The organism is Streptomyces sp. JH34 (assembly GCF_029428875.1).
GTDB lineage: Bacteria > Actinomycetota > Actinomycetes > Streptomycetales > Streptomycetaceae > Streptomyces.
Genome location: NZ_JAJSOO010000001.1, coordinates 4,468,753 through 4,493,697, shown reverse-complemented (window position 1 = coordinate 4,493,697; position 24,945 = coordinate 4,468,753). Strand labels below are relative to the sequence as shown.

Below are 24,945 nucleotides of genomic sequence, written 5' to 3'. Positions count from 1 at the left end.
AACCGTACGCGAAAAGAGGGCCCCCGCGCACCTGCCGCTCGGGTCACGTTTCGGGTGGTGAGGCCTCCGGTCCACACCCGACCGCCCCTCAGGCGTCGATCTCCACCAGCCGCTCGCCGTCGAAGGCGCGCACCTCGAAACGGTCGATGTCCGAACGGGCCATCGCGGCGCCCCCGTGCACGTACAGCGGGAGCCGCGCGCCCTCGTGGGCGGAACCCTCGATGCCGTACCCCCATTTCGGTACGGACCGCAGGGGCGCGGGTTCATTCACATGCCGGGGCTCTCACACGGCGGCGGTGCCGGGCCACCCGCTCCCGGTTTCCGCAGACCTCGCTGGAGCACCAGCGGCGCCGCATCCCCCGTGAGGTGTCCAGGTAGAGCCGTCGGCAGGCAGCGCCCTGGCACCGGCGCAGCGCCGCCCGCGCGACCGGGTCCGTCAGCAGGTCCACGGCGTCCCGGGCCACCGCGGCGAGCAGCGCCCCGCACACGGGGTCGGCGCTCAGCACCCGTACGAGCGCGCCACCCTGCCCCCGTACGGCCCGCAGGCCCGGCGGCGCGCCTGCCGCCAGCGCGTTGACCCGTTCCAGGTCGTCGTCCGCGCTCCCGCCCGTCAGTTCTGCGGCCATCAGCCGGTCGATCCCCGTCCGCAGCTGCAGGAAGCGGGCCACCCAGGTCTCGTCGACCGTCTCCAGCGGGGTTCCGCGCGGGACCAGCCGGGATGCCACCAGCCATGCGGCGAGGCGCGCGGGACGGTCGATCCGCTCGCGGGCGCCGGAGGGCGCTCCGGTCGCCACCAGGTCCAGACAGACCCGGCCCGAGTCGAACCGCCGGCTGTTCGTGCCCGTGCCCTCCGCCATGAGCTGTCACCGCCTCGGGGGTCACCTGTGGGGGAGAGTCACCCACAGAGTGCCCGCATCCGGCCCGGCCCGGTACCCCTCCGGCCGGCCGGGGCCACCGCCGTGCGGGTGTCCCCACGAACGACGGAGCGGTCACCCGTCACCCTGAGGCCGGGCACCTCCTGCTGCGCCGGTGGCGGCGGGACGACACAGCGGACTCAGGTCAGCCCTGCGGCGGGCCGTCGTGCAGGATCCGCTGGAACATCCGGTGGTCCTGCCAGGCGCCGTTGATGTGGAGATAGCGCGGCGCCGTGCCGTACAGCTCGAACCCGCACTTGGCCAGGACACGCTGGGAGGCGATGTTGTCCAGGACCGTCCCGGCCGCGATCCGGTGCAGTCCGAGCCCGTCCCGGGCCAGTTCGCAGACCTTGGTGACGGCGGCCGTGGCGAGACCCCGGCCCGCCCGGTCGACGTCGATCCAGTAGCCGAGCCGGGCGTTGCGGAAGGGCCCGCGCTCGATGGAGGCCAGCGTCATCGCCCCCACGACCCGGTCCTCCTCGTCGGCCAGCGCCCAGGGCATCGCGCGCCCCGTGTCCCGGTCGGCCAGCAGCCCGGTGAGCCGCTGGACCTGGCCTTCGACGGTGTAGAAGGCGTCGGGGCGCACGGGCTCCCAGCGCCGCATGTAGGCGCGGCTGCGGGTCATGGCCCCGGCGAAGGACTCCGCGTCGGCGAGGGTCACGGGCCTCAGCGCGACCCCGTCGGTCAGGGGATGGATGTCATCGGTCATCCCCGCACGCTAGCGACCGGGTCAGGACCCGTCGTACTTGGTGTCCGCGGAGGGGTCCAGGGCCAGCCGGTAGCCCCGCTTGACGACCGTCTGGATCAGCCGCGGCACCCCCAGCGCCGTACGCAGCCGGGCCATCGCCGTCTCCACCGCGTGCTCGTCGGTACCGCTGCCGGGCAGCGCCCGCAGCAGGTCGGCGCGGGAGACCACCCAGCCCGGTCTGCGGGCCAGCGTGTGCAGCAGTGCCATGCCGGCCGGGGGCACCGGTCGCAGGGCCCCGTCGACAAGTACGGCGTGGCCACGGATCTCGACCCGGTGGCCGGCGACGGGGAGCGCGCGGGCGCGGGCGGGCAGCTGGGCGCAGAGCAGCTGCACGAGGGGGCCGAGCCGGAAGCGCTCCGGCTGGACGGTGTCGATGCCCTTGGCCTGCAGGGGCAGGGCCGTGACCGGTCCGACGCACGCCGTGACGACGTCGTGGCTCAGGGCGTCCAGCACCTCCGGGAGCATGCCGCGGGCCTCCGCGCGGTTCAGGTAGGAGGCGGCGGCCGGAGCGCTGGTGAAGGTGAGGGCGTCCAGACCGCGGGCGACGGTGGTGTCGAGCATGCGGTCGAGCGGCGCGATGTCCTCCGGGGGCATCCACCGGTAGACGGGTACGCCGACGACCTCGGCGCCGGCCGCCCGGAGCGACTCGACGAAGCCGGGCAGCGGTTCGCCGTGCAGCTGGAGCGCGATCCGGCGGCCCTGGACGCCCTGCTCCAGCAGCCGGTCGAGGACCTCCGCCATCGACTCCGACTGCGGCGACCACGCCTCGGTGAGTCCGGCCGCCCGGATGGCTCCCTTGACCTTCGGGCCACGGGCCAGCAGCTCCGTGCCGCGGAGCAGTTCGAGGAGTCCGTCCCCGATGCCCCAGCCTTCGGCGGCCTCCACCCAGCCCCTGAAGCCGATGGCGGTGGTCGCGACCACCACCTCCGGTGCGTCGTCGATGAGTTCCTTGGTCGCGGCCAGGAGTTCGCTGTCGTCCGCGAGCGGAACGATCCGCAGGGCGGGCGCGTGCAGGACCGCGGCGCCCCTGCGCGTGAGGAGCGTCCCGAGCTCCTCGGCGCGACGGGCTGCGGTCACCCCGACCGTGAAGCCCGCCAGGGGCCCGTGCTGTGCGTCGTCGTCGTGCATGGCGTGATACCCGGCTCTCGTCCCGCTGTTGCTCGATGATGCGGAGGACCGAGAGTGTCAACCCTGCGTGACAGTCTCGGTCCTCCCGTATTTCCCGGCCGTTACGTCCTGCGACGCCTCACGGTCGTTCTCACACCTCGGCATAGCTGAGCTGGGGCTTCGCGGCGACCGCTTCGGTACGCCGAAGGTATACCGCCCACGTGAGGGTGAAGCAGACGGCGTAGAAGCCGAGGAAGCACCAGAACGCGGCCGTTCCGGTGCCCGACGTGGCGAAGGACTGACGGAACGCGAGGTTGATCGCGAGGCCGCCCAGGGCCCCGACCGCACCGATGAGTCCCATGGCCGCGCCCGAGAGGCGCCGCCCGTAAGCCGCCGCCTCCTCGCCGCGCAGCCCCTTGGCGAGCCCCTGTGCGTGGAAGATGCCGGGAATCATCTTGAACGTGGAGCCGTTGCCCAGTCCCGTCAGCACGAACAGGGCGATGAAGCCGACGAGGAACACGGTCAGCGACTCGATGCCCGAGGCGTACACGACCACTCCGGTCGCCGCCGCCATGGCCGCGAAGTTCCACAGGGTGATCCGGGCGCCGCCGTGACGGTCGGCGAGCCAGCCGCCGGCGGGCCGGATCAGGGAGCCCAGCAGCGGGCCGATGAACGTGAGCGAGGCGGCCTGCAGCGGGGTCCGGCCGAACTGGGTCTGCAGGACGAGTCCGAAGGCGAAGCTGTAGCCGATGAACGAGCCGAAGGTGCCGATGTAGAGCACCGACATGATCCAGGTGTGCGGCTCCCGGACGGACTGGAGTGCCGCCCCCGTGTCGTTCTGGACCGGCCGGAGGTTGTCCATCCTCAGCGCCGCGCCGAGCGCGGCGACGACGATCAGCGGCAGGTACACCCCGAGCACGATCCGCGGGTGCGCGGCGCCCGCCGTGCCGATCACGAGCAGGCCGACGAGCTGGACGACCGGGACGCCGATGTTGCCGCCGCCCGCGTTGAGACCGAGCGCCCAGCCCTTCCTGCTCAGCGGGAAGAAGGCGTTGATGTTGGTCATCGAGGAGGCGAAGTTGCCGCCCCCGATGCCGGTGAGCGCGGCGACGACGAGGAACGTGGTGTACGACGTGCCGGGCTCCATCACCCAGAAGGCGGCACCGGTCGGCACCAGGAGCGACAGCGCGCTGACGATGGTCCAGTTGCGCCCGCCGAAGAGTGCGACCGCGAAGGTGTACGGCACCCGGACGATGGCGCCGACCAGGGTGGCCGTGGAGATCAGGAAGAACTTCCCCGCCGGGTCGATGCCGTACTCCGGCCCCATGAACAGGACCATGACGGACCACAGGGACCAGATCGAGAACCCGATGTGCTCCGAGAGAACGGAGAACCACAGGTTCCTGCGGGCGGTCCTCTCGCCCGTCTCCCGCCAGAAGGTCTCGTCCTCCGGCTCCCACTTCTCGATCCAACGACCGGCCATCACGCGCCTCCACAGGGTCGGGGTGTTGTCCTGCCGACCCTAAGGAGCCCGCGTTTCGGCGCGGTGCCAGGAGGTGACCGGTGCGCAACCTTGCTCTCACTCGGACCCCGGGGTCGCGGTGAGCTGGGCCCGTAGGGGCGCGGCGGGCCGTGCCCCCGCGCCCCTCTCCGGCCGGATCAGGCCCCGCGTGTCCGGCCGGCCCCGTTCGGCCACAGGCGCGGGCGGCGCTTGGCGGCGACGTCCTCGACCCAGCCGAACGCCAGGATCGCGAGCCCTGTCAGCGGCCAGATGGTGATCAGGATCAACACCTCGTACGACTGTTCGATCTGCGTGTCGAAGGTGTCGCCGAGCCAGGGCACGGACCAGAGTTCGTCCACGAGGTGCGCGGCCGCCATCAGCAGCAGGTTGTGCCACAGATAGATCGTCACGGCCCTGTTGTTGGCCAGCGTGACCAGGCTGTCCCAGCCCGCGAGCCTGCCGGGGAGCTTCTGCCAGGACGGGGCGTAGACCAGGAGGATCGCGCAGAAGCCGAGGGACCAGGTGGCCTGGGCGAGCGGGATCTCGTCGAGGTTCCAGCCCTCCTCCGTGAGGTGCCCGGAGGCCCACCACAGGCCGAAGCCCATGACCATCGCGGCGGACGACACCGCCAGGTAGCGCGGGACCTCCTTCAGGAGGCCGTCGTTGTGGGCGAATCCCAGGACCCAGCAGGACCCGAACACGGCGAAGTCGACGAGGCTCTCACCGAAGGTCCCGGGCACCTTCACGAGGCCGGTGCCGATGACTGCGGTGAGGGCGACCGGGGCCAGCAGCGTGACCCACGGCAGCCTGCGGAACGCCTTGAGCAGCAGGGGCGACGCCAGCACGAACCAGAGGTAGGCCCTGATGTACCAGAGCGGTCCCGCCGCCTGGTCCGCCCAGCTCAGCTCCAGCCAGCCACCGGCCGAGCCGTTCTCCTCGGGAAAGGGGGGCGCGCCGAGCGGGAACAGGTAGCTGCCGAGCTTGATGAACCACCACAGCCCCTCCTCCCGGACGGGCTTCCAGCTCAGCGCGAACATCACCGGCACGACGACGAGCGAGAACGCCCACATCGGGGGGAGCAGCCTGCGCAGCCTGCCGCGGATGACGCTCACGGCCGGCCGGGCCAGCGAGCGCGCCATCAGCGAACCGGCCAGGGCGAACATCACGCCCATGGAGGGGAAGAGGATGGTCAGCCAGGCCCAGCCGAAGAGGTGGAAGACGACGACCCGGACGAGGGCCACGGTCCTGAGCAGGTCGAGGTAGCGGTCCCGGCCGGGCTTGGCACGGGCCTCGGGGACGTCACCGGCGGTGTCCGGGGCGCCGGCCGCCGGTTCCGGGTACGCCGCGGGGGCGGGTACGGAGCCCGCGTACTCCGGGTACGCCGGGGCCGGCACGGTACCGGCGGGCACGGGTGAGTGCCGGACGGACGGCGGTGCGGTGTGCGCGGCACGGGCGGGCGCCCGGTGGGCACCGCCCTGCGACGGCCGGGTCTGCGATCCGGCGGGGTCGCCGTATCCGGCGCCGTCCTGCCTGGGCGGTTCGGGGTAGGTCATGCCACCGGCCTCCGGTCCGTGTCCTTGCGGCGGGTCGTCGTACCGCCGGGCGCCTCCACCACGCCGGTGCGCCGCAGCTTCTGCCAGCGCAGCCGTCCGCCGGTGAGAGCGGTGATCCAGGACTGGAGCAGCACGACGTACATCAACTGCCGGTAGAGGATCTGCTGGAGCGGCAGGGAGATCAGATGGGTCATGCGTTCCCGGTCGAGCCGGAAGGCGTACGCGGCGCAGACGGCCTGCACCAGCAGGACCCCGAACCAGGCCGCGACCGTCTTCCCCGTCGGGCCGAAGACCAGGCCGTACAGCAGGAAGACGTCGATCAGGGGCGCCAGCAGCGGGGCGACGACCATGAACAGGGAGACGAACGGCAGTCCCACGCGCCCGAAGCGGCCCGACGGCCCGCGCTCGACGACCGCGCGGCGGTGCTTCCAGATGGCCTGCATGGTGCCGTACGACCACCGGTAGCGCTGCGACCAGAGCTGCTGCACGGACTCGGGGGCCTCGGTCCACGCCCGGGCGTTCTCCGCGTAGACGACGCGCCAGCCGTCACGGTGCAGCGCCATGGTGACGTCGGTGTCCTCGGCGAGGGTGTCCTCGCTCATGCCGCCGATGCGGTCAAGCGCGTCCCGGCGGAAGGCGCCGACCGCACCGGGGATGGTGGGCATGCAGCCCAGGAGGTCGTACATCCTGCGGTCGAGGTTGAAGCCCATCACGTACTCGATGTGCTGCCAGGCGCCGATCAACGAGTCGCGGTTGCCCACCTTCGCGTTACCCGCGACCGCGCCGACCCGGGGGTCGGCGAACGGCTGCACGAGCTCGCGCACGGTGGAGGGTTCGAAGACCGTGTCGCCGTCCATCATGACGACGATGTCGTGACGGGCGTTCGCGATGCCGTTGTTGAGGGCCGCGGGCTTGCCGGCGTTGCGCTGGCGGACGACCCGGACGTTCGGGATCCACATCGCCTCGACGAGATCGGCCGTGCCGTCCGTCGAGCCGTCGTCGATGACGATGACCTCGATCGGGTGGTCGCTGGCCACCAACGACCGCACGGTGGCCTCGATGCACTCGCGCTCGTTGTACGCCGGCACGAGGACCGAGACCGGGCGGGTGAACCGCTCCCCCCAGCTGAAGCCCTTGCGGCGCACCTTCCTGGCGTGCAGGAAGGAGAGCAGCAGCATCAGCCCGAAGCGCACCATCACCAGGACGCCGATGGCCGCGAGACCGACCACCAGGACGCCGGTGACGTGCTCGGAGATCTCCACCGCCCCTATGAACGCCTTGCCCTTCCAGAGCGCGAAACCGGTGGCCGGGGTGTGCGCGCTGGAGGCGCCGAGCGCCGAGGTCAGGTTGGTGAAGTCGTAGCCCTGCTCCTGCATCTGCGGCAGGAACTTCCCCAGGGCGGCCACGGTCTGGGAACGGTCGCCGCCGGAGTCGTGCATGAGGATGATCGCGCCCTTGCCGTGCTTCGGCGTGGCGCGCTCGATGATCGCGGGGACGCCGGGGCGCTTCCAGTCCTCACTGTCGGTGTTGTTCACGACGGTGAGGTAGCCGCGGCTGCCGATGTACTGCGTGACCGGCCAGGACTTGTCGTCCATGGCGTCGGAGAACGAGGAGTACGGCGGCCGGAACAAGGACGTGCGGATGCCGGCCGCGCCCGCCAGGACCAGCTGGTTCTGGGCGAGTTCCCAGTCGATGCGGTTGGTGGTCTGGAACGAGAGATCGGGGTGGTTGAAGGTGTGCAGCCCGATCTCGTGCCCCTCGTCGACCATCCGCTGCACGAGCTCCGGGTAGCGGGAGGCCATGGTGCCGGTGACGAAGAAGACGCCGTGCGCGTGGTGCTTTTTGAGCTCGTCCAGGACGCGCGGGGTCCAGACCGGGTCCGGGCCGTCGTCGAAGGTCAGGACGATCTTGTGGTCGGGTATCCGGAGCGTCCTGGCGTTCTCGCCCGCGGTGCGGGCGTCGATGACCGGGCCGCCTTCGAGCACGTCGTCCGGCACCTGGGTGGTGGGAGCGGGTGCCTGGACGCGGTGGTCGGCGAGGATCTCGCTGTGCACGTATCCGCGCAGCATGAGCATGGCGAGCAGGGCCACAAGGAGGAGCGACGGAAGCAGGTAGCGCATGGGAAGTCTGCGCCGGACGGTCCGCTTCTTCTTCCGGTTGTGCCTGCCCCGCGAAACGGGGATTGTCATCCTAGTGAGGACCTTCTTGAGGTTGCACCGGTGATTCGGAGGGGTCCGGAGACGTCGGCGGACTCTCCTCGACGGGCGGATCGGGGCTGACCGACGGCGACGGCTGGCCGCTCGGCTGCTCGGAGACCGGGGTGCCGGGGGCCGGGGCCGAGGACGAGGAACCGCCCTTCGCGGGCTTGCCGGACGGGGTGGCCGACGCGCTCGTGCCGGGCTCGGCCGATCCTGACGCGGAGGCGCCGACCGCCGCGGGGGCCGTGGTGGGCACGTAGGCCGATACGGAGGCACCGGGCGTGGCCCCGGGGCTCTCGGACACGATGTCGCCGCTCGGCGCGGGCCGTACCTCGATCTCCTCCGCGTGCTTCTCGTCCTGACCGGAGAGAGGCAGCCAGGGAGCGGCGGAGTTCCCGCCGAGCACGGCGACGACGAGCGTCACCGCGTACACGGCGCAGATCGCGGCGAGCACCCAGCCCACACGCCGGTACGTCTTGCTGCGACGGCCGCTCTCATCGACGAAGACCGGACCGTCCGCAGGGTCCGGAGGGCCGGGTTCAGCTGGTAGTTCGGAGAGCTGACGCCCCAGACCGTCCAGTTGGACGGTGACGTCGCTCGGCTCATGCGTGTGCCCGGTTCGGGTACCTTCGCGCCAATTTTCCACAGGTGTTCGCACATCCCCCACTCAATGAACCGGGTGCGCGTGGAATGACTGGAATCGTGCCATCGAACCGGGCCCCCACCCCGTCCGCGCGCCACCTGCCACCGAGCACCCGAAGACCTGAATGTAGCGCACGACGGGGGCAGAAAGAGGGCTGTATCACCTGTTGTTCATGAACAGTGATCCATGAGTGAAGCGTCGGTTCCGGGTAGCCACGAGGTAGCTGGCCTTGCCATCCATCCTTCTGCCCCTGCGAGTTCGGCCACTGCGGCACGCAACGCGGACAGACCCGGGTGATCGAGCCCCTTACGCCACACCATCAGCAGCGGGGACAGCGGCACGGGCCGCACGAGTGGGCGCAGCACCGTCCCGGGTAGCGGCGGAAACCCCACGACGGCCAGCACAGGGTCACCTCTCTTCGCCATGACCCGTTGGAATTCGGCCACTCCGACGGCGAGCGGAGCCGGTGGAGCCAGCACGATGTCCCATTCCGAGAAGAGCAGGGATGCGAGATCCGTCCACTCGCGCGTGCGCGCATTGCCTGCCCCCGCGTAGACGGTTTCACCGGCCAGGTCACTCATGGCGACCGCCTCGCGCCCCGCCAGAGGATGATCGCGCGGCAGGAGTACGGCCATCGGCTCGTACCGCACCGGCTGTACGGAGAGCTGGGCGAGGACCGCGGGGTCGAGTCCGGCGGCCCGGCCGAAGGAGACGTCCAGCCGCCCGGCGAGCACCTCACCCGCCGCCCAGGTCAGCCCGCTCTCGAAACGGGCCATCAGCTCGCACTCGGGCGCGAGTTCACGCGCCCGGGCCAGCACCCGGGCCGCTGTCATCCCGTCGGTGTTGAGGTCGACGAGCAGCGGACGGTCCGCCGGGTCGGTGAAGGCGGCGCGGAGCGCGACGTGCGCGTCGAGCACCTGGCGGGCGTACGGGAGGAGGCGTTCCCCGTCCGGGGTGAGGGACACCTGCCGGGTGGTACGGACGAACAGTTCCCTGCCCAGCTCACGCTCCAGCCTGCGGATGTCCCGGCTCAGCGCCTGCTGCGCGACGTAGAGCCGGGCGGCGGCACGGGTGAAGTGCAGTTCCTCGGCCACGGTGACGAAGGCGCGGAGGATGCGGGGATCGGTGTCGACGGCGGCCACCGGCCGAATTTACAACAGAAGTGCGTCAGTGGCCTCCGATCAGGTGTTGGACAGCGCGGACCACACGATCCGAGGCTGGAGCACGTGCCTCTCGAAACCGCTGCCCCGGCTCCCGCCACCCCTCCTGCCGCCGGCCCGTCCAATCCGTACCTCCGACTGCTCGCCACTCCCGGCGCGCGTGCCTTCACCGCGGGCAATCTCCTCGCCCGGCTGCCCATGGGGATGTTCAGCGTCAGCGCCGTCATCATGATCGCCGGGGCCCACGGTTCGTACGCCCTGGCCGGGGCAGTCACCGCGACCGGGCTGGCCGCGACCGCCGTCGTCGCCCCCTGGACGGCCCGCCTCGTCGACCGGTACGGCCAGGCCAGGATCGCGGTGCCCGCCACGGCGGTCGCCGTACTCGGCTCGCTGGCCCTGGTGCTCTGCGTACATCACGACGCACCGGTCTGGACGCTCTTCGTCGCCTATGCCGCGACGGCCACCACCCCGAACACCGGCGGTATGTCCCGGGCCCGCTGGGCCCATCTGCACCGGGGCGACCCGGCGGCCCTGCACACCGCCAACTCCTTCGAACAGGCCGCGGACGAACTGTGCTTCATGCTCGGCCCCGTCCTCGCCGCGTCCCTGTGCGGGGCCCTCTTCCCCGAAGCCGGCACGCTCACCGGCGCGATCCTGCTGATGACCGGCGTCCTGGTCTTCGCCGCGCAGCGCGCCACCGAACCACCGGTGACTCCCGGCACCCGGGCCGCCTCGCCCCTGCGCACCCCCGGCATGGCCGCCCTGCTCGCCGTGTTCCTCGCGACCGGGGCGGTCTTCGGTTCGATGGAGGTCGTGTCCATCGCGCACGCGGGCGGCGCGATCCTCGCGCTCCAGGCCACGGGCTCCTGCGTCGCCGGGCTGCTGTACGGATCGCTGCGCCCCGCAGCGCGGGTCGGCCGGCGGCTGCTGCTCTGCCTGACGGGGATGACCGCGCTGATGTCTCTCCCCCTGCTGGCCACGGCCACGACCGGCTCGCTGCCCGTGCTGGCGGTCTGCCTGCTGCTGGCGGGGGCGGCCACCGCGCCCACCATGGTCACCGGGATGACCCTGATCCAGCGTCTCACCCCGCAGGCGCAGCTCAACGAGGGGATGACGCTCGCGGTCACGACGCTGCTGGGCGGGGTGGCCGCGGGCTCGGCCGTGGGCGGCTGGGCGGTGGAGCACGCGGGGACGGTCGCCGGATACGCGGCGCCGATGTGCGCCGCGGCCCTCGCCCTGGCCGTCGCGGCCGCGGGAACACGCCGGGCCTGACGGGACCGGGCGGAACACGGGAAAAACGAGGACCCCGCTGCCAGGGGCAACGGGGTCCTCGTTCACATGGGAATTGTGGAGATGGCGGGAATCGAACCCGCGTCCAACGGTGCGGAACCAGGGCTTCTCCGAGTGCAGTTCGCTACGCTTTTCTCGGCCCCGGAGGTCACGCGAACAAGCCTCCGACAGGCCCAGCCACTGTTTGATTTCCTTCCAGGCCCCGTGACCGGGCTTAGAAGTTTAGATCCCTAGTTGATGCCAGGATCCGGGTCGGGATCACCCCCGGGCTGACACTCCGCAGAGTCTTCGCTTAGCTGCTAATTAGGCAGCGAGGGCGAAGGCGGAGGAATCGCGCTTGGAATTGGCGATTATTGTTTGCGACATATGGTTTACGAGATCATTGCCGCTTCCTCGACTCGCTTCCCCTGCTTCGACATCCGCTGTCGAAACCGATCATCCCCATGTTGTTTTTTCAAATGCGCGCACCCTCTGTGAGGTGCACGGCCCATCGTACGTGACCAACGCCCGCGGATGCCACCGTATTCCTGCGGCTCCGGGGCGCGGGCCCCGGACGCGGGTGGCGGCTACGCGCTGCGCTGGCGCCGGCGGACCGCCGAGATCGCGCGGTTCGTCTCCCGCGTGTCCTGCTTCTCCCGCAGTGTCTGACGCTTGTCGTACTCCTTCTTGCCCTTCGCGAGCGCGATCTCGACCTTGACGCGGCTGTCCTTGAAGTACAGCGCGAGCGGCACGATCGTGTGGCCCGTCTCCTGCGACTTGGCCTGGAGCTTGTCGATCTCGGCCCGGTGCAGCAGCAGCTTGCGCTTGCGCTTGGCCGAGTGGTTGGTCCAGGTGCCCTGCACGTACTCCGGGACGTGGATGTTGTGCAGCCACGCCTCCCCGTCGTCGATCTGGACGAAGCCGTCGACCAGCGACGCCCTGCCCATCCGCAACGACTTGACCTCGGTACCCATCAGTACGAGACCGCACTCGTAGGTGTCGAGGACGTGGTAGTCGTGCCGCGCCTTCTTGTTCTGGGCGATCATCTTGCGCCCGGTGTCTTTTTCCTTGGCCATAGTGTGGTCATTTTCGCACTACGACCCACCCCCGAGGCCACTCAATACCGTTTCGGCCCGCCGCTGGGCCTCCGGACCCGCCCCGACGTCCGGTGTGATGCCGCTTCCCTCGACGCTCCGGCCCGCCGGAGTGCGGTACTGCCCGACGGTCAGCTCGGCCACCGAGCCGCCCGGGAGCTTGCTGGGCATCTGCACGGATCCCTTGCCGAAGGTGCGTGACCCGACGGTCACGGCCCTCCCCCGGTCCTGCAGGGCGCCGGTCAGCAGCTCGGCGGCGCTCATCGTGCCGCCGTCCACCAGGACGACCACGGGCCGGTCGGTGTCGCCCCCGGGGTCGGCGTAGAGGGCGCGCTGGTCACCGTGCACGTCGTAGGTGGCGACGAGCCCGCCGTCCAGGAAGGCGGAGGAAGCGGTGACGGCCTCGGTGACCAGACCGCCCGAGTTGGCCCGGAGGTCGAGCAGGATCCCGGCGTCCCCGGGCACCTCGTCCACGGCGTCACGGACCGCGGTGCCCGCGCCCTTGGTGAACGCGGCGACCTTGATCAGCACGGCGGAGGAGGGGTCCTGCCCGAGCCGCCGGACGCTCACCGGGTCGGTGCTGAGCCGGGCCCTGCGCAGCGTCGTGGTCCACGAATGGCCACCGCGGCTCAGCCCGAGGACCACCGAGGAACCCTCGGGCGCCTTCGTCCGGTCCCCTCGCAGCAGCGCGACCACCTCGGCGACGGGGCGCTTCCCGACCGGACGGCCGTCCACGGTGCGCAGCAGGTCACCCTCGCGCACACCGGCCCGCTCCGCCGGTCCCCCGGGCTGGACCCTGCTCACGGCGACCTCGCCGCGGGCCGAGCGGCGGGCGGAGACGCCCACCCCGGTGTACGAGCCGTCGAGGGCCTGCTCGAACTCCTCGTACTCCCGCTCGTCGTACACCGCGCCCCAGCGGTCACCGCTGCGGCTGACGACCTCCTCGGCGGCGTCCGTGCCGGACTTCCCGTCGGCCTCCGCGTCGGCGGCCGCGTCCGCGATCTCCTCACGGTCCACCGGACCGACGGTGGAGGACACCGCCCGTGTCCTTATCTCCGTGCCCGGGTCGTCCTCACGGGGCAGCGACCCGGTGGCCGCGGCAGTGGCCAGCACGCTCGCGAACACCAACGTCAGGGCCGCCCCGCGGTGGATCCCACGGGGTTTCAAATGGTACGTATGGCCCAGCATGTGGCCGAGTGTAGGACAACGCCCCGTCCGCACACGGCTCGTTCGCCGCATGCGGGACGGGGCGCTCGTCACACCTTGAGGTACTTGCGCAACGCGAAGAGAGCGGCAACGGCGGGCATCAGCAACCCGATCGCGATGACCAGCGGAAGCTTCGTGAGCACCGCTTCCCAGCCGATGAAGTCGATCAGGTTCAGCTTCTCCTGGAGCGCCAGACCACCGTCGATCAGGAAGTACCTGGCGGCGATCAGGATCACGCAGGCCAGCAGTCCGCCGATCAGGCCGGCGAACGCGGCCTCCATGATGAACGGCATCTGGATGTAGAAGCCCGAAGCTCCCACCAGCCGCATGATGCCCGTCTCCCGTCTCCGGCTGAACGCCGAGACGCGGACGGTGTTCACGATCAGCATCAGGGCGATGACCAGCATCAGCCCCATCAGGAAGATCGCGGCCACGTTCATGCCGTTCATCAGCCCGAAGAGGTTGTCCAGGATGCTGCGCTGGTCCTGGACGGACTGCACGCCGTCACGGCCGGCGAAGGCCGTAGCGACGACCTTGTACTTCTGCGGGTCCTTCAGCTTGACCCGGAAGGACTCCTGCATCTGGTCCGGCGTGATGTTGCCGGCCATCGGCGAGTCGCCGAACTGCTCCTGGTAGTGCTTGTACGCCTGGTCGACCGTCTCGAAGAGGACCGGCTTCTCCACGGCCTCCATCTTCTCGAGGTCCGCCTTGATCTCCTTCTTCTGCTCCGCCGTGACGGCACCCTTGGCGCACTTGGGCACGTCCTTGGCGTCGTTCTTGTTGCAGAGGAAGATCGAGACGTTGACCTTGTCGTACCAGTAGGTCTTCATCGAGCTGACCTGTTCGCGCATCAACAGCGCGCCGCCGAACAGGGCGAGCGAGAGGGCGACGGAGACCACGACCGCGAAGGTCATCGTGAGGTTACGACGAAGACCGACGCCGATCTCCGACAGGACGAACTGGGCGCGCATGGCGTCCTTTCAGTACTCGATGCTCGTGCAGAGGCCCGGAGGGCCGGCGGGTCGATCCGCCGGCCCCTCTCAGTGCTGGTAGCCGTAGACGCCGCGCGCCTGGTCACGTACGAGACGGCCCTGTTCGAGCTCGATGACGCGCTTGCGCATCTGGTCGACGATGTTCTGGTCGTGGGTCGCCATGATCACGGTGGTGCCGGTCCGGTTGATCCGGTCCAGCAGCTTCATGATGCCCACGGAGGTCTGCGGATCGAGGTTTCCGGTCGGCTCGTCCGCGATCAGCAGCATGGGGCGGTTGACGAACGCCCTCGCGATCGCGACACGTTGCTGCTCACCACCGGAGAGCTCACCGGGCATGCGGTCCTCCTTGCCCCCGAGACCCACGAGGTCGAGCACCTGCGGCACGGCCTTGCGGATCTCACCGCGGGGCTTGCCGATGACCTCCTGCGCGAAGGCCACGTTCTCGGCCACGGTCTTGTTGGGGAGGAGCCGGAAGTCCTGGAAGACGGTGCCCAGCTGGCGGCGCATCTGCGGCACCTTCCAGTTGGACAGCCGCGCCAGGTCCTTGCCGAGCACGTGGACCATGCCCTGACTGGCGCGCTCCTCGCGGAGGATGAGCCGCATGAAGGTGGACTTGCCGGAGCCTGAGGAGCCCACCAGGAAGACGAACTCGCCCTTCTCGATGTCGAGTGAGACGTCCCGGAGAGCGGGGCGGCTCTGCTTCGGGTAGGTCTTGGAGACGTTGTCGAATCGGATCACGGATGCACCACGGTCGGCCGGGGGTAGGTGAGCGTGACCATACGCGAACCGGGTGAGCGCGTGCAGTCGGCGTACGACTATGAGGGATTTGTGACGGAAAGCGGCATGGAACGAAACGGGGCGTGCCGGACCTCACCCGGCGGGCCGCGCCGAAACCCGCCCGAGCTGGCACAGTGGTAGAGGGAACGGTTGCGTTTCCCTGAGCGTTGTGCGGAGAGAACGTGAATGCGGCTCCCGCCGCGCGGGAGGAGGACTGCGCATGACCTACGACCGACTGGTGTGCGCGAACTGCGCGGCGCCCGTGAACGAGGGCCGCTGCCGTGTCTGCCGGGCGAGCAGGGAGCGCATGCAGGAGCAGGGGCTCTTCGCGGGGCTGAATCCCGCGATGCTCGTCGCACTGATGGTGATCCTTGTGGCCGCTCTCGCGCTGCTCGCGCACCAGGCCATCTGAGCCGGAGGGCGCACCTCGCCGCCCGGCGGGGCTGAGACGTGGACGTACGGCCGCAAGAGCGGCCCGGTACGCCGAAGGGCCCGGGAAGGCCGTAAAGGCTCTCCCGGGCCCTTCTACGTGCGCTTACGGGCGTCAGGCGACCGTACGACCGCCGCCGACCAGACGCGGCAGGATGCGGAAGCCGATGCCACCCGCGATCATCGTGGCGGCGCCGAGCAGCAGGAACGTGGTCTCGGCCGCACCGGTCTCGGCGAGCTCGTCCTTGCCCTTGCCCTGCTCGACCGGCTGGTTGCCGACACTGTCCGTGTCGGTGTTGTCGTCGGCGTCCGGGTAGACCGGGTCGGGCGCCTGGGTGGACCCGCCGTCGGTGGACCCGCCATTGGTGGACCCGCCGTCGGTGCCACCGTTGGCGCCACCGCCGTTGGTGGACCCGCCGTTGTCGGACCCGCCGTTGGCGCCACCGCCGTTGTCGGACCCGCCGTCGGTACCGCCGTTGGTGGACCCGCCGTCGGTACCGCCGTTGGCGCCACCGCCGTTGTCGGACCCGCCGTTGGTGCCGCCGCCGTTGTCGGACCCGCCGTTGGTGCCGCCGCCGTTGTCGGACCCGCCGTCGGTACCGCCGTCGGCACCACCATCGGTGCCACCGTCGGTGCCGCCGTCAGTACCACCATCGGTACCGCCGTCAGTACCACCGTCGGTGCCGCCATCGGCACCACCGATGATGCCGCCGATGACACCACCGATACCGCCGCCGTCGGTGCCGCCCTCGGTACCGCCCTCGGTACCGCCCTCCGTACCGCCCTCCGTACCGCCCTCGGTACCGCCCTCGGTACCGCCGGCGCCGCTTTCGCCGCCACCGTCGACGCCGCCGGCATCGCTGCCGCCGTCGCCGAGGGTGACCTGGGTCGCGACAGCGGCCTCATCGGCGTCCACACCGATGGTGACGATGCCCGTGGCCTGGGCCGCACCGGCGGCCGTGAGCGAGGCACCTGCTGCGATAACCGCACCAGCGGCTATACGCGCGACGCGGATTCGCGTCTTCTTCGTCATCTGTTGCTACCCCCAGTAGCTGATCTCGTCGATGGAGCAGCCATATGCGGTCCTCGGCCCTGCGGGGTCACACTCTCTGCAGGGCCACGCCGTACGTGGTCATCCCGCCCGCCCCCGTTCAAACCTGTCCCAGACATACGCGTGCTGCTCTAGCACCCTGTCCAGAGATAAGGGCCACGTCAAGGCCGTTCCGGGGGCATACAGGCTGCTATGGGGGGTCTTGACGGCTATTCGGAATCACGACTGTGACTCATTCAGCACACCCTCCCCCAACCACCCCGCGCCCGCAGCGGGGTGGAACGCCGGCGGGCCCGGACAGAAGGATCTGTCCGGGCCCGCCGGCCTTACGGGTGAGGCTACTTCTCGTTCTGCTTGCGCCAGCGGATGCCGGCTTCGACGAAACCGTCGATCTCGCCGCCGAAGACGGCCTCCGGGTTGCCCATCTCGAACTCCGTACGCAGGTCCTTGACCATCTGGTACGGGTGCAGGACGTACGAACGCATCTGGTTGCCCCAGGAGTTGCCGCCGTCGCCCTTGAGCGCGTTCATCTTCGCCTGCTCCTCCTGGCGGCGGCGCTCGAGGAGCTTCGCCTGGAGGACGTTCATCGCGGACGCCTTGTTCTGGATCTGCGAGCGCTCGTTCTGGCAGGAGACGACGATGCCGGTGGGCAGGTGGGTCAGGCGGACCGCGGAGTCCGTGGTGTTGACGCCCTGGCCGCCCGGGCCCGAGGAGCGGTACACGTCGACCCGGAGCTCGGACTCGTCGATCTCGACGTGGTCCGTCTGCTCGACGACGGGCAGCACCTCGACACCCGCGAAGGACGTCTGGCGGCGGCCCTGGTTGTCGAACGGCGAGATCCGGACGAGTCGGTGCGTGCCCTGCTCGACGGAGAGCGTGCCGTAGGCGTACGGCACCTCGACCGCGAAGGTGGTCGACTTGATGCCGGCCTCCTCGGCGTACGCCGTCTCGTAGACCTCGGTCTTGTAGTTGTGCCGCTCGGCCCAGCGGAGGTACATGCGCTGGAGCTTCTCGGCGAAGTCGGCGGCGTCGACGCCCCCGGCCTCGGCACGGATGGTGACCAGGGCCTCGCGCGCGTCGTACTCGCCGGAGAGGAGCGTGCGGACCTCCATCTCGTCCAGCGCCTTGCGGACGGACTCCAGCTCGCTCTGCGCCTCGGCGAGCGCGTCGGCGTCACCCTCGTCCTCGGCGAGCTCGAAGAGGACCTCGAGGTCGTCGATGCGGCCGCGCAGGGTCTCGGTCTTGCGGACCTCGGCCTGGAGGTGCGAAAGCTTGCTGGTGATCTTCTGCGCCGCGTCCGGGTCGTCCCAGAGGGACGGCGCCGCCGCCTGCTCCTCGAGCGCGGCGATGTCGACCCTCAGCGCATCGAGGTCCAGGACGGCCTCGATCGACCCCATGGTCGAGGAGAGGGACTTCAGCTCTTCGGAAATATCGACGACTGCCACGGGTCCAGCGTAACGGCTGGACGAGTGAACCTGTCCCTCCCCCGGATTCCGAGGCCTCCTGGACGCCTCTCAGGGGGTCGTGGGTGCCGAGTTCCGTGTGTCCTCGGGGGACGATCCCGGGTCGTCGCCGCTCGCGGCGAACCAGCCTCCCACCCCTATCGCGGCACACAGGGCGACGGTCGCCACACCCAGGGTGATCCTGCGCTTGCGTACGGCCGCGGACTTGTTCCGGGCCGAACCGGGGCGCGGCCGACCTGGGGCACGCGGGGCGCGGGCCGTGCCGAGGGGGCCGCCGGAGAGTTCGTCGGGGGCGGGGACGCGCATGCTCGTGTGGGTGTCCCGGTTGGAGTCCGGGGAGGATCCGGGCACCAGCGGGACCGCGCCCCGACGGCGGGGCTCCTCCGGCGCCGGCGTGTACTGCTGCTCGTCGTAGGCATGCGGTTCGGCCTCGTTGTCCGGCTCGTCGACGTCGAGCGGGGGTATCCCGGACAGGAGCGGGAGCAGCTCCCGCAGCCGGGTCGCGAGCTCCGAGGCCCGCAGGCGGGAGGCCGGGGCCTTGGCCAGGCACTGGACCAGCAGCTGCCAGAGCTCCTCGGGGATGCCCGGGAGCGGGACGACCGTCTCGGTCACGTGGCGGCGCAGGACGGCCCCGGGGTGGCCGCCACCGAAGGGGGTGAAGCCCGCGAGGAGCTCGTAGAACACGGTCGCGAGGGCGTAGATGTCCACGGCGGCGCGGGGCGGGAGCCCCTCGACGATCTCGGGGGCCAGATAGTCCGGCGTACCGATGATCTTGGTGGCCTTGGTGCGGCGCGGGGTGTCGATGAGCTTGGCGACGCCGAAGTCGGTGAGCAGCGCGGGGTGTGAACCGCCGGGGCCGAGCGGGCCCTCCATGTCGAGCAGGATGTTCTCCGGCTTGACGTCGCGGTGGACCACTCCCGCGCGGTGCGCGGCGGCGAGGCCGTCGGCGACGTCCGCGACGATCGCCGCGGCGGCCTCGGGCGCGAGACGGCGCTCCCGGTCCAGGCGGGTGCGCAGATCGGTGCCCCGCACGAGGTCCATCACCAGCGCCAGGTCGGTGCCGTCCACGACGAGGTCGCGGACGGCGACGACGTGCGGATGGCTGAGCCCGAGCAGCGCGGTGCGTTCCTGTACGAAGCGGCCCACGAGCTCCTGGTCGGACGCGAGGTCCTCGCGGAGCAGTTTGATGGCGACCGGGCCCTCGGGCCCTTCGCCGAGCCACACCGTGCCGGCGCTGCCGCGCCCCAGGATCTGGTGGGCGGTGTACCGGCTGCCGATATTCCGTGCCAAGACTGCTCCCTCAGCGGCTGGCGTTGACCCCCGCCCGACAAAGTTACGCGGCGAACGGGGTGCCGCGTGCCCGGGATGACGCCAACCTCGACTTCTGCGGGCGAATTGGGCCCGCAGAAGTCGACAAAGACACAGAGTGGGGGCTCCTACTGGCCGGTAGTGCCGCCCGAGTCGCTCCCGCCGAGTTCCTGGAACCAGTCGGTGACCTTGCCGATGCCGTCCCCTATGGCGTCCCAGAAGCTCTGCCCCTGGGCGATCCAGTCCTGAAGCGGCGTCAGTTCCCAGATGAGCCAGGCGGCGACGACCAGCAGCACCACGGAGAACAGGCAGCCCTTGAGGCAGCCGAGGCCGGGGATGCGCATCGGGTTGGCGCTGCGCTGCCTCGGCTGCCGCGGGGCCGGCGGCTGGGGTGCCGGCTGCTGCGGGGGCGCGTACTGCTGCCGCTGCTGCCGCTGCTGCTGCTGCTGGGGCTGCTGGTAGCGCTGAGGCTGCTGGGCGCGCTGGGGCTGCGGCTGCTGGCGCTGCTGGGGCTGCGGCTGCTGACGCTGCTGGGCCTGGGGCGGCTGCTGGCGCTGGGGGCGACGGCGCAGCGGGTCCTGGCTCGGGTCGAGGTACTGGACCTGCGTCTGCTCGTTGCGGTCCCGGGCGGCCCGGAGCTGGGACTGCCAGGGGTGCGGCTCGTCGGGCTGCGGGGGGCCGTCGGGGCGCGGCGGTACGGGCGGCATCATCGCGGTCGGGTCGGCCTGGCCGCCCACGCCCGCGGTCTGCTGCATCACGCTGGTCGGGGCCGCGGGGTCGTACGAGCCCGCGTTGCTCGGCAGCACCTGGGTCCGGTCCGCGGCACCGGGGGTGTCCGGGACGGCGGCGGGCGCCGGGTCGGGGGCGAGCAGGGCGCCCACACCCTCGGCGGCGGCGATCTGCGCCGAGTTCGCGTGCACGCCGATGCCCTGCCCGACGGTGCGCAGCGCACGGGCGAGGTTCACGGCGCTCGGCCGCTGGTCCGGGTCCTTGCGCAGGCAGCGTTCGATCACCGTCCACAGCGGCTCGGGGACGCTGCCGGGGCGGCTGGGCTCCTCGCTGAGGTGCCGGTGCAGGACCTCCAGGGCGGTGCCCCCGGCGAACGGCGGACGGCCGGTGACCAGTTCGTACAGCAGGATGCCGGCGCCGTAGACGTCCACGGCGGAGGTCTGCGGACGGCCTTCGGCCGACTCGGGCGCCACATAGGCGGGTGTGCCGACGAACTCATGGGTCCGGGTCAGGCCCGGGGAGTCCGCGAGGCGCGCGATGCCGAAGTCGGTGAGCATCGGGTGCATCTCGCCGTTGCGCTCGTCGAGCAGCACGTTGGCGGGCTTCAGGTCGCGGTGCACGACACCGTCCGCGTGGCTCGCGGCCAGCGCGTCCGCGATCTGCGCGGTGAGCAGCGCGGCGGCGACCGGGGTGAGCGGACCGTTCTCGCGGAGATAACGGTGCAGGTCGGGACCGTCGACCAGGTCCATCACCAGGGCGAGCAGATCGCCCTCGACGACCAGGTCCCGGGTGCGCACGATGTTCGCGTGGGTGAGCCGCAGCAGCACGGAGCGCTCACGCAGGAACCGCATCACGACATCCGCGTCGTTGGCGAGCTCCTCCTTGAGCACCTTGATCGCGACGGTCTCGCCGGGCTGCCCGGCGACGGCCGCCTCGGCGCCCGCGGTCTCCCGCTGGCGGGCTCGCCAGACGGTGCCCGTGGCGCCGCGTCCGAGCGGCTCCTCGAGCAGGTACTTGCTGCCTACCGGCCGCACGTCATGCGCTCCCTGCTGGTCGTTGTGCTTGCGGTCCCCCGGGCCCGCCCGGATGTCCCGGCCCACTCTAGTGCCGCCGCACGGGGCACCGGTCGGTCGTCCTCCGGTCGTGTTGCCGCCGTGTCAGCGGGAAGACGCACACTCGGAAGGGTTGGTTGCCGAACGAGTGTGCAGCACGTCGTCGGCAGGACCAAGCAGGCACTTTTACACCCACACTCGGCCATTCAAGATCACTAAGCGGTCACTCCCGGGCGTGTTGTCAGTGGCAGGTGCGAGGATGCCTCCAGCACAGAACCGTGGGGTCGGGAGCCTCGCGTTCCGTGACGACCTGTACCGGACGACGCGTCCGTGCCGGGTGGGGGGAATCACAGGGCTTTTCCCCTGCCGGGCACCCCGCGCAGAAGGGACCGCTGACGGCGATGCAGATCCGGCTGACCGTCCTCGCGCCGCGCAGCGGCCAGACCCCGGCGCGCGCCTGCGACGTGCTCGTGACCGCCCCGGCCGGGACGGCTCTCGCCGCCGTCGCCTCCGGCCTCGCCACGGCGGTCTCGGGCCCCGAGGGCTCACTGGGCGGCGGCGCCACCGTGCTGTACGCGGGGCGCGAGCGGCTCGACCCTCAGCGCTGCTCCCTCGGCGAGCCGCCCCTGGTGGACGGCGCGGTGCTCTCGCTCCAGACGCCCGGGGACGACGAGGCGGCCGACGACGCCGTTCCCGCGCAGCTGCACGTGATCGCGGGACCGGACGCCGGCGGAGTCCATCTGCTGCACGGCGGACAGATCCGGATCGGCCGCTCCGCCGAGGCCGACGTCCCGCTCGACGACCCGGACGTGTCACGGCTGCACTGCGCCGTGACCGTCTCGGAGGACGGCCGGGTGTCCGTAGCCGACCTCGGATCGACCAACGGCACCTCCCTGGACGGCACGGACGTCCACGACCGCCCGGTCCGGCTGACCCCGGGCGCCCTGCTGCGGCTCGGGGAGTCCACGCTCCGGCTCACGGCCGGCGCCCGTACGCCCGCGCTGCCGGCCACGCCCGACGGCGAGGGCCATCTCCGGGTGGCCCGCCCGGAGGCCCAGGACGCCCCCGGGAGGGGCCGGGAACCCGCCGCGGGCCGGTCCGCCGGCGGACACGGCCACACGTACGGCCCCGCAGCATCCGGGAACACGACGCTCCGGACGTACGACGACGGGCCGGACGGCCAGGACGCCCCCCAGGGCCACCCCTGCCCCCAGGACACCCACGGCCGCGGCGCCCCGCTCACCCACCCGGAGTCCTCCAGACGCGGCGGCATAGGCGCCTGGGCGCGGCGGCTCACCGGCAGCAAGGGTGAGCAGGCGCTCGGGACGGTGGCCGGTGACCCGCCGGTGGCCGGTCCGGATCCCGCATCGGCCGCGCACGCCCCCTCCGCACCACTTCACTCCTCCTCCGCCCCCGCGGGGACCTGGCCGGACCCCGCGACCGTGCTCCTCACCGCGCTCGGCCCGGGCCCCCGCCTGTGGGAGCGCGGCACCACGCACCCCGAGGCCCTGGTCGTACGGCTCGGCACGACGGAGCGGGCCGACCTGCCCGCCGTGCCGGTCACCGTCGGCCTGCGGGAGGCCGGCTCGCTCGGACTCGCGGGCCCGCGGGCCCGGCTGTCCGGGCTGGCCCGGTCGACGGTGGCGCAGCTCGCCGCTCTGCACTCCCCGTTCGACCTGGAGATCGTGCTGATCAGCACGGACCGGTCCCGCAGCCTGGAGGAACGGCGGCGCGAGTGGTCCTGGCTCGGCTGGCTGCCCCATCTGCGCCCGATGCACGGCCAGGACTGCCGCCTGCTCCTGGCGTACGACCGCGAGCAGGCGGACGCCCGGGCGGCGGAGCTGGAACGCCGCATGCAGGAGGGCCCGCTGGGGCCCGGCTGGGCGAGCGCCGACCGGGCCGCCGTCGCCGACGCGGCCCGCGACCACACCGGGCCGTACACCGTGGTGATCGTGGACGGCGATCCCGGCTCCGCCGCCCTGCGCGGGACGACGGCCGGGCTGGCCGGTGCCGGAGCGGCCTCCGGGATCCATCTGATCTGCCTGGCCGAAGCCCCGGCCGCCTCCCCGACGTCCCCGGTCGCCGCGACCTACGACACCGCGTGCCGGGCCTCGATCGCCTTCCGCGAGTGCGGTGCCGTCGCCATGCTCAGCGGCGACGTGGCGACGGCGCTGCGGCTGCTGCGCACGGCGGGCGGCCAGGCGGCGGGCCACGGCACCGTCGCCGCGGTGGACGCCGTGTCGGTGGCCTGGGCCGAGCGGTTCGGACGTGCCCTCGCCCCGCTGCGCGACGAAGGCGCGGCCTCGCTGCCCGGCCGGCCCACGGCTGCCGCACTGCCCCCGTCCGCCCGTCTGCTGGACGAGCTGGGCCTCGCCAGGGCCACACCGGCCTCCCTGATGGCCCGCTGGGCCTCCGCCGCCGAGGACCAGCCGGGCGCCACGGTCCGCTCGGCCGCCCCCGGTGCGGCGGACCTGGACACGACCGGCTCCGGCCGCACCCTGAGCACCGGGCCCCGGGTGGCCGCGCAGCGCGAGTCCCCCGACTCCGGCCGCACCCCGTTCCGGGGCAGCGGGCCGACCAGCGCGGGCTCGGGCCGCTCCGCCTACCCCGTGCCGGGAAGCGGCCCCACCCGGATCGGCGCGCAGCGACGTGACGGCGGGACCGCGGAGGCCGGGCCCCCGGGTGCGTCCGCCGGCCGCGCGGGACGCCCCGTCATCGTGCTGGGCGCCGGCCCCAGGGGCCCGCTCTCCGTCGATCTGGCCGACGAGGGCCCCCACCTGCTGGTCGAGGGCCCCGCGGGCAGCGGCCGCACCGAGTTGCTGCGTGCCGTCGCCGCCTCCCTGGCCTCCGCCACGCGGCCCGACCGCCTCGGCATGGTCCTCATCGACGGGGCGGGCGGCGAGCACGGGGAGCGCGGCGAGGGACTGCGCCCCTGCACGGAGCTCCCGCACGTCTTCAGCCACCTGGTGGCCTCCGACCCCGTACGCATGAGGGAGTTCGCGCAGGCGCTGGGCGGCGAGCTCAAACGCCGGGCGGAGCTGCTCGGCACCCTGGACTTCACCGAGTGGCACGCCCGGTACGAGGAGTCGCAGGCGCTCACCGGCCGCCGCCCTCCGACCGCCGCCGAACAGTGCGGGGACCTCGAGTCACCCGCGAGCGGCACCCTGCGTCTGAGAACCGCCGCGGCGCGTCCGGCGGATCCCGGCCCCTCGCCGCTTCCCCGGCTGGTCGTCCTGACCGACGACTTCGACGCGCTGGTCGCCCCGGCGCTCGGCAGCCCTGGACGCCCGTCAGCCGGGTCCGTGGTCCGCGTCCTGGAGGCCGTGGCCAGGGACGGCGGGCGCCTCGGTGTCCATCTGGTCGCCACGTCCGCCCGCCCCGACCGCACCGAGGACACGGAACTGGCCCGGGGCGCGCGGCTGCGCATCGTTCTCGACCCGCCCGTCGTCCCCCCGTCCCCGGACGAGGCCGCGCCGGGCCGGGGACGGCTGGGACATCCGGACGGCCGGGTGACACCGTTCCAGGGCGGCCGGGTCACCGGCCGCATCCCGCGCACGGCGACCCTCCGCCCCACCGTCGTACCGCTGGAGTGGGAGCGGATGGGCGATCCGCCGACCCGTCGGCCGGTCCGCGAGCTGGGCAACGGCCCCACCGACCTGGCCCTGCTGGCCAGCGCCCTGGAGAGGGCCGCACGTTCGGTGAACGCGGAGCCCCTCCCCCCGCTGATCCCCTGAGCGCCGGTCCACGCCCC

Annotated in this window: 19 protein-coding genes, 1 other RNA gene and 1 pseudogene; 3 read left to right on the top strand and 18 right to left on the bottom strand. The window is 71.8% G+C overall.

What is annotated here, in order from left to right; all coding sequences use genetic code 11:
• Positions 1 to 88 precede the first annotated feature (88 nt).
• The 9 genes and pseudogenes from LWJ43_RS20025 to LWJ43_RS19985 form a co-directional block, all read right to left on the bottom strand.
• Positions 89 to 247, bottom strand: a pseudogene (locus LWJ43_RS20025) (RNA polymerase subunit sigma); the annotation flags it as partial.
• Positions 248 to 263: 16 nt separating this feature from the next.
• On the bottom strand, positions 264 to 857 hold the full coding sequence (locus tag LWJ43_RS20020; RefSeq protein ID WP_277333598.1) for a CGNR zinc finger domain-containing protein: 594 nt from the start codon (positions 855 to 857) through the stop codon (positions 264 to 266).
• 202 nt (positions 858 to 1,059) lie between these two features.
• The gene (locus tag LWJ43_RS20015) at positions 1,060 to 1,623 is read right to left on the bottom strand and encodes a GNAT family N-acetyltransferase (protein ID WP_277333597.1); all 564 of its coding nucleotides are present in this window, start codon (positions 1,621 to 1,623) and stop codon (positions 1,060 to 1,062) included.
• A 21-nt stretch (positions 1,624 to 1,644) separates the two neighbouring features.
• A complete protein-coding gene (locus tag LWJ43_RS20010; RefSeq protein ID WP_277333596.1) occupies positions 1,645 to 2,790 on the bottom strand; it encodes a uroporphyrinogen-III synthase in 1,146 nt (381 codons plus the stop codon).
• 130 nt (positions 2,791 to 2,920) lie between these two features.
• Complete coding sequence (locus LWJ43_RS20005) at positions 2,921 to 4,252, bottom strand: nitrate/nitrite transporter (RefSeq protein WP_277333595.1); 1,332 nt, start codon at positions 4,250 to 4,252, stop codon at positions 2,921 to 2,923.
• Between the two features lie 176 nt (positions 4,253 to 4,428).
• Positions 4,429 to 5,823: an acyltransferase family protein gene (locus tag LWJ43_RS20000; protein WP_277333594.1), complete on the bottom strand. Its 1,395-nt coding sequence runs from the start codon at positions 5,821 to 5,823 to the stop codon at positions 4,429 to 4,431.
• The gene (locus tag LWJ43_RS19995) at positions 5,820 to 8,012 is read right to left on the bottom strand and encodes a glycosyltransferase (RefSeq protein WP_277333593.1); all 2,193 of its coding nucleotides are present in this window, start codon (positions 8,010 to 8,012) and stop codon (positions 5,820 to 5,822) included. Before LWJ43_RS19995 ends, LWJ43_RS20000 begins: the two co-directional genes overlap by 4 nt.
• Position 8,013: 1 nt before the next feature.
• Complete coding sequence (locus tag LWJ43_RS19990) at positions 8,014 to 8,667, bottom strand: hypothetical protein (protein ID WP_277333592.1); 654 nt, start codon at positions 8,665 to 8,667, stop codon at positions 8,014 to 8,016.
• Positions 8,668 to 8,834: 167 nt separating this feature from the next.
• Positions 8,835 to 9,806 carry a LysR family transcriptional regulator gene (locus LWJ43_RS19985; protein ID WP_277333591.1) on the bottom strand — a complete coding sequence of 324 codons (972 nt, stop codon included), beginning with the start codon at positions 9,804 to 9,806 and terminating at the stop codon, positions 8,835 to 8,837.
• A gap of 84 nt (positions 9,807 to 9,890) precedes the next feature.
• Between LWJ43_RS19985 and LWJ43_RS19980 the strand changes: the two genes are divergently transcribed.
• Positions 9,891 to 11,096, top strand: coding sequence for an MFS transporter (locus tag LWJ43_RS19980; protein ID WP_277333590.1), 1,206 nt, complete (start codon positions 9,891 to 9,893; stop codon positions 11,094 to 11,096).
• A 73-nt stretch (positions 11,097 to 11,169) separates the two neighbouring features.
• On the opposite strand, the gene ssrA is transcribed toward LWJ43_RS19980, so the two are convergent.
• The 5 genes from ssrA to ftsE all read right to left on the bottom strand — a co-directional run bounded on the left by ssrA (position 11,170) and on the right by ftsE (position 15,123).
• Positions 11,170 to 11,557, bottom strand: a transfer-messenger RNA (tmRNA) gene (gene ssrA, locus LWJ43_RS19975).
• Between the two features lie 123 nt (positions 11,558 to 11,680).
• Complete coding sequence (smpB, locus tag LWJ43_RS19970) at positions 11,681 to 12,169, bottom strand: SsrA-binding protein SmpB (protein WP_277333589.1); 489 nt, start codon at positions 12,167 to 12,169, stop codon at positions 11,681 to 11,683.
• A gap of 18 nt (positions 12,170 to 12,187) precedes the next feature.
• Positions 12,188 to 13,375, bottom strand: coding sequence for a S41 family peptidase (locus LWJ43_RS19965; protein ID WP_277333588.1), 1,188 nt, complete (start codon positions 13,373 to 13,375; stop codon positions 12,188 to 12,190).
• Positions 13,376 to 13,443: 68 nt separating this feature from the next.
• Entirely contained in the window at positions 13,444 to 14,364 is a 921-nt protein-coding gene (gene ftsX, locus LWJ43_RS19960) for a permease-like cell division protein FtsX (RefSeq protein WP_031100677.1), read from the bottom strand.
• Positions 14,365 to 14,433: 69 nt separating this feature from the next.
• Positions 14,434 to 15,123: a cell division ATP-binding protein FtsE gene (gene ftsE, locus LWJ43_RS19955; RefSeq protein WP_014046319.1), complete on the bottom strand. Its 690-nt coding sequence runs from the start codon at positions 15,121 to 15,123 to the stop codon at positions 14,434 to 14,436.
• Positions 15,124 to 15,382: 259 nt separating this feature from the next.
• Between ftsE and LWJ43_RS19950 the strand changes: the two genes are divergently transcribed.
• Positions 15,383 to 15,574, top strand: coding sequence for a hypothetical protein (locus tag LWJ43_RS19950; RefSeq protein ID WP_277333587.1), 192 nt, complete (start codon positions 15,383 to 15,385; stop codon positions 15,572 to 15,574).
• Positions 15,575 to 15,706: 132 nt separating this feature from the next.
• On the opposite strand, the gene LWJ43_RS19945 is transcribed toward LWJ43_RS19950, so the two are convergent.
• The 4 genes from LWJ43_RS19945 to LWJ43_RS19930 all read right to left on the bottom strand — a co-directional run bounded on the left by LWJ43_RS19945 (position 15,707) and on the right by LWJ43_RS19930 (position 21,176).
• Complete coding sequence (locus LWJ43_RS19945) at positions 15,707 to 16,624, bottom strand: hypothetical protein (RefSeq protein WP_277333586.1); 918 nt, start codon at positions 16,622 to 16,624, stop codon at positions 15,707 to 15,709.
• A gap of 356 nt (positions 16,625 to 16,980) precedes the next feature.
• On the bottom strand, positions 16,981 to 18,087 hold the full coding sequence (prfB, locus tag LWJ43_RS19940) for a peptide chain release factor 2 (protein ID WP_277333585.1): 1,107 nt from the start codon (positions 18,085 to 18,087) through the stop codon (positions 16,981 to 16,983).
• Between the two features lie 69 nt (positions 18,088 to 18,156).
• Positions 18,157 to 19,395 (bottom strand): serine/threonine-protein kinase, encoded by a 1,239-nt coding sequence (locus LWJ43_RS19935; protein WP_277333584.1) that lies wholly within the window; start codon positions 19,393 to 19,395, stop codon positions 18,157 to 18,159.
• Between the two features lie 146 nt (positions 19,396 to 19,541).
• Positions 19,542 to 21,176 carry a serine/threonine-protein kinase gene (locus LWJ43_RS19930; protein WP_277333583.1) on the bottom strand — a complete coding sequence of 545 codons (1,635 nt, stop codon included), beginning with the start codon at positions 21,174 to 21,176 and terminating at the stop codon, positions 19,542 to 19,544.
• A gap of 419 nt (positions 21,177 to 21,595) precedes the next feature.
• Here LWJ43_RS19930 and LWJ43_RS19925 point away from each other — a divergent pair, with 419 nt between their 5' ends.
• Positions 21,596 to 24,928 (top strand): FHA domain-containing protein, encoded by a 3,333-nt coding sequence (locus tag LWJ43_RS19925; protein ID WP_277333582.1) that lies wholly within the window; start codon positions 21,596 to 21,598, stop codon positions 24,926 to 24,928.
• Positions 24,929 to 24,945 lie beyond the last annotated feature (17 nt).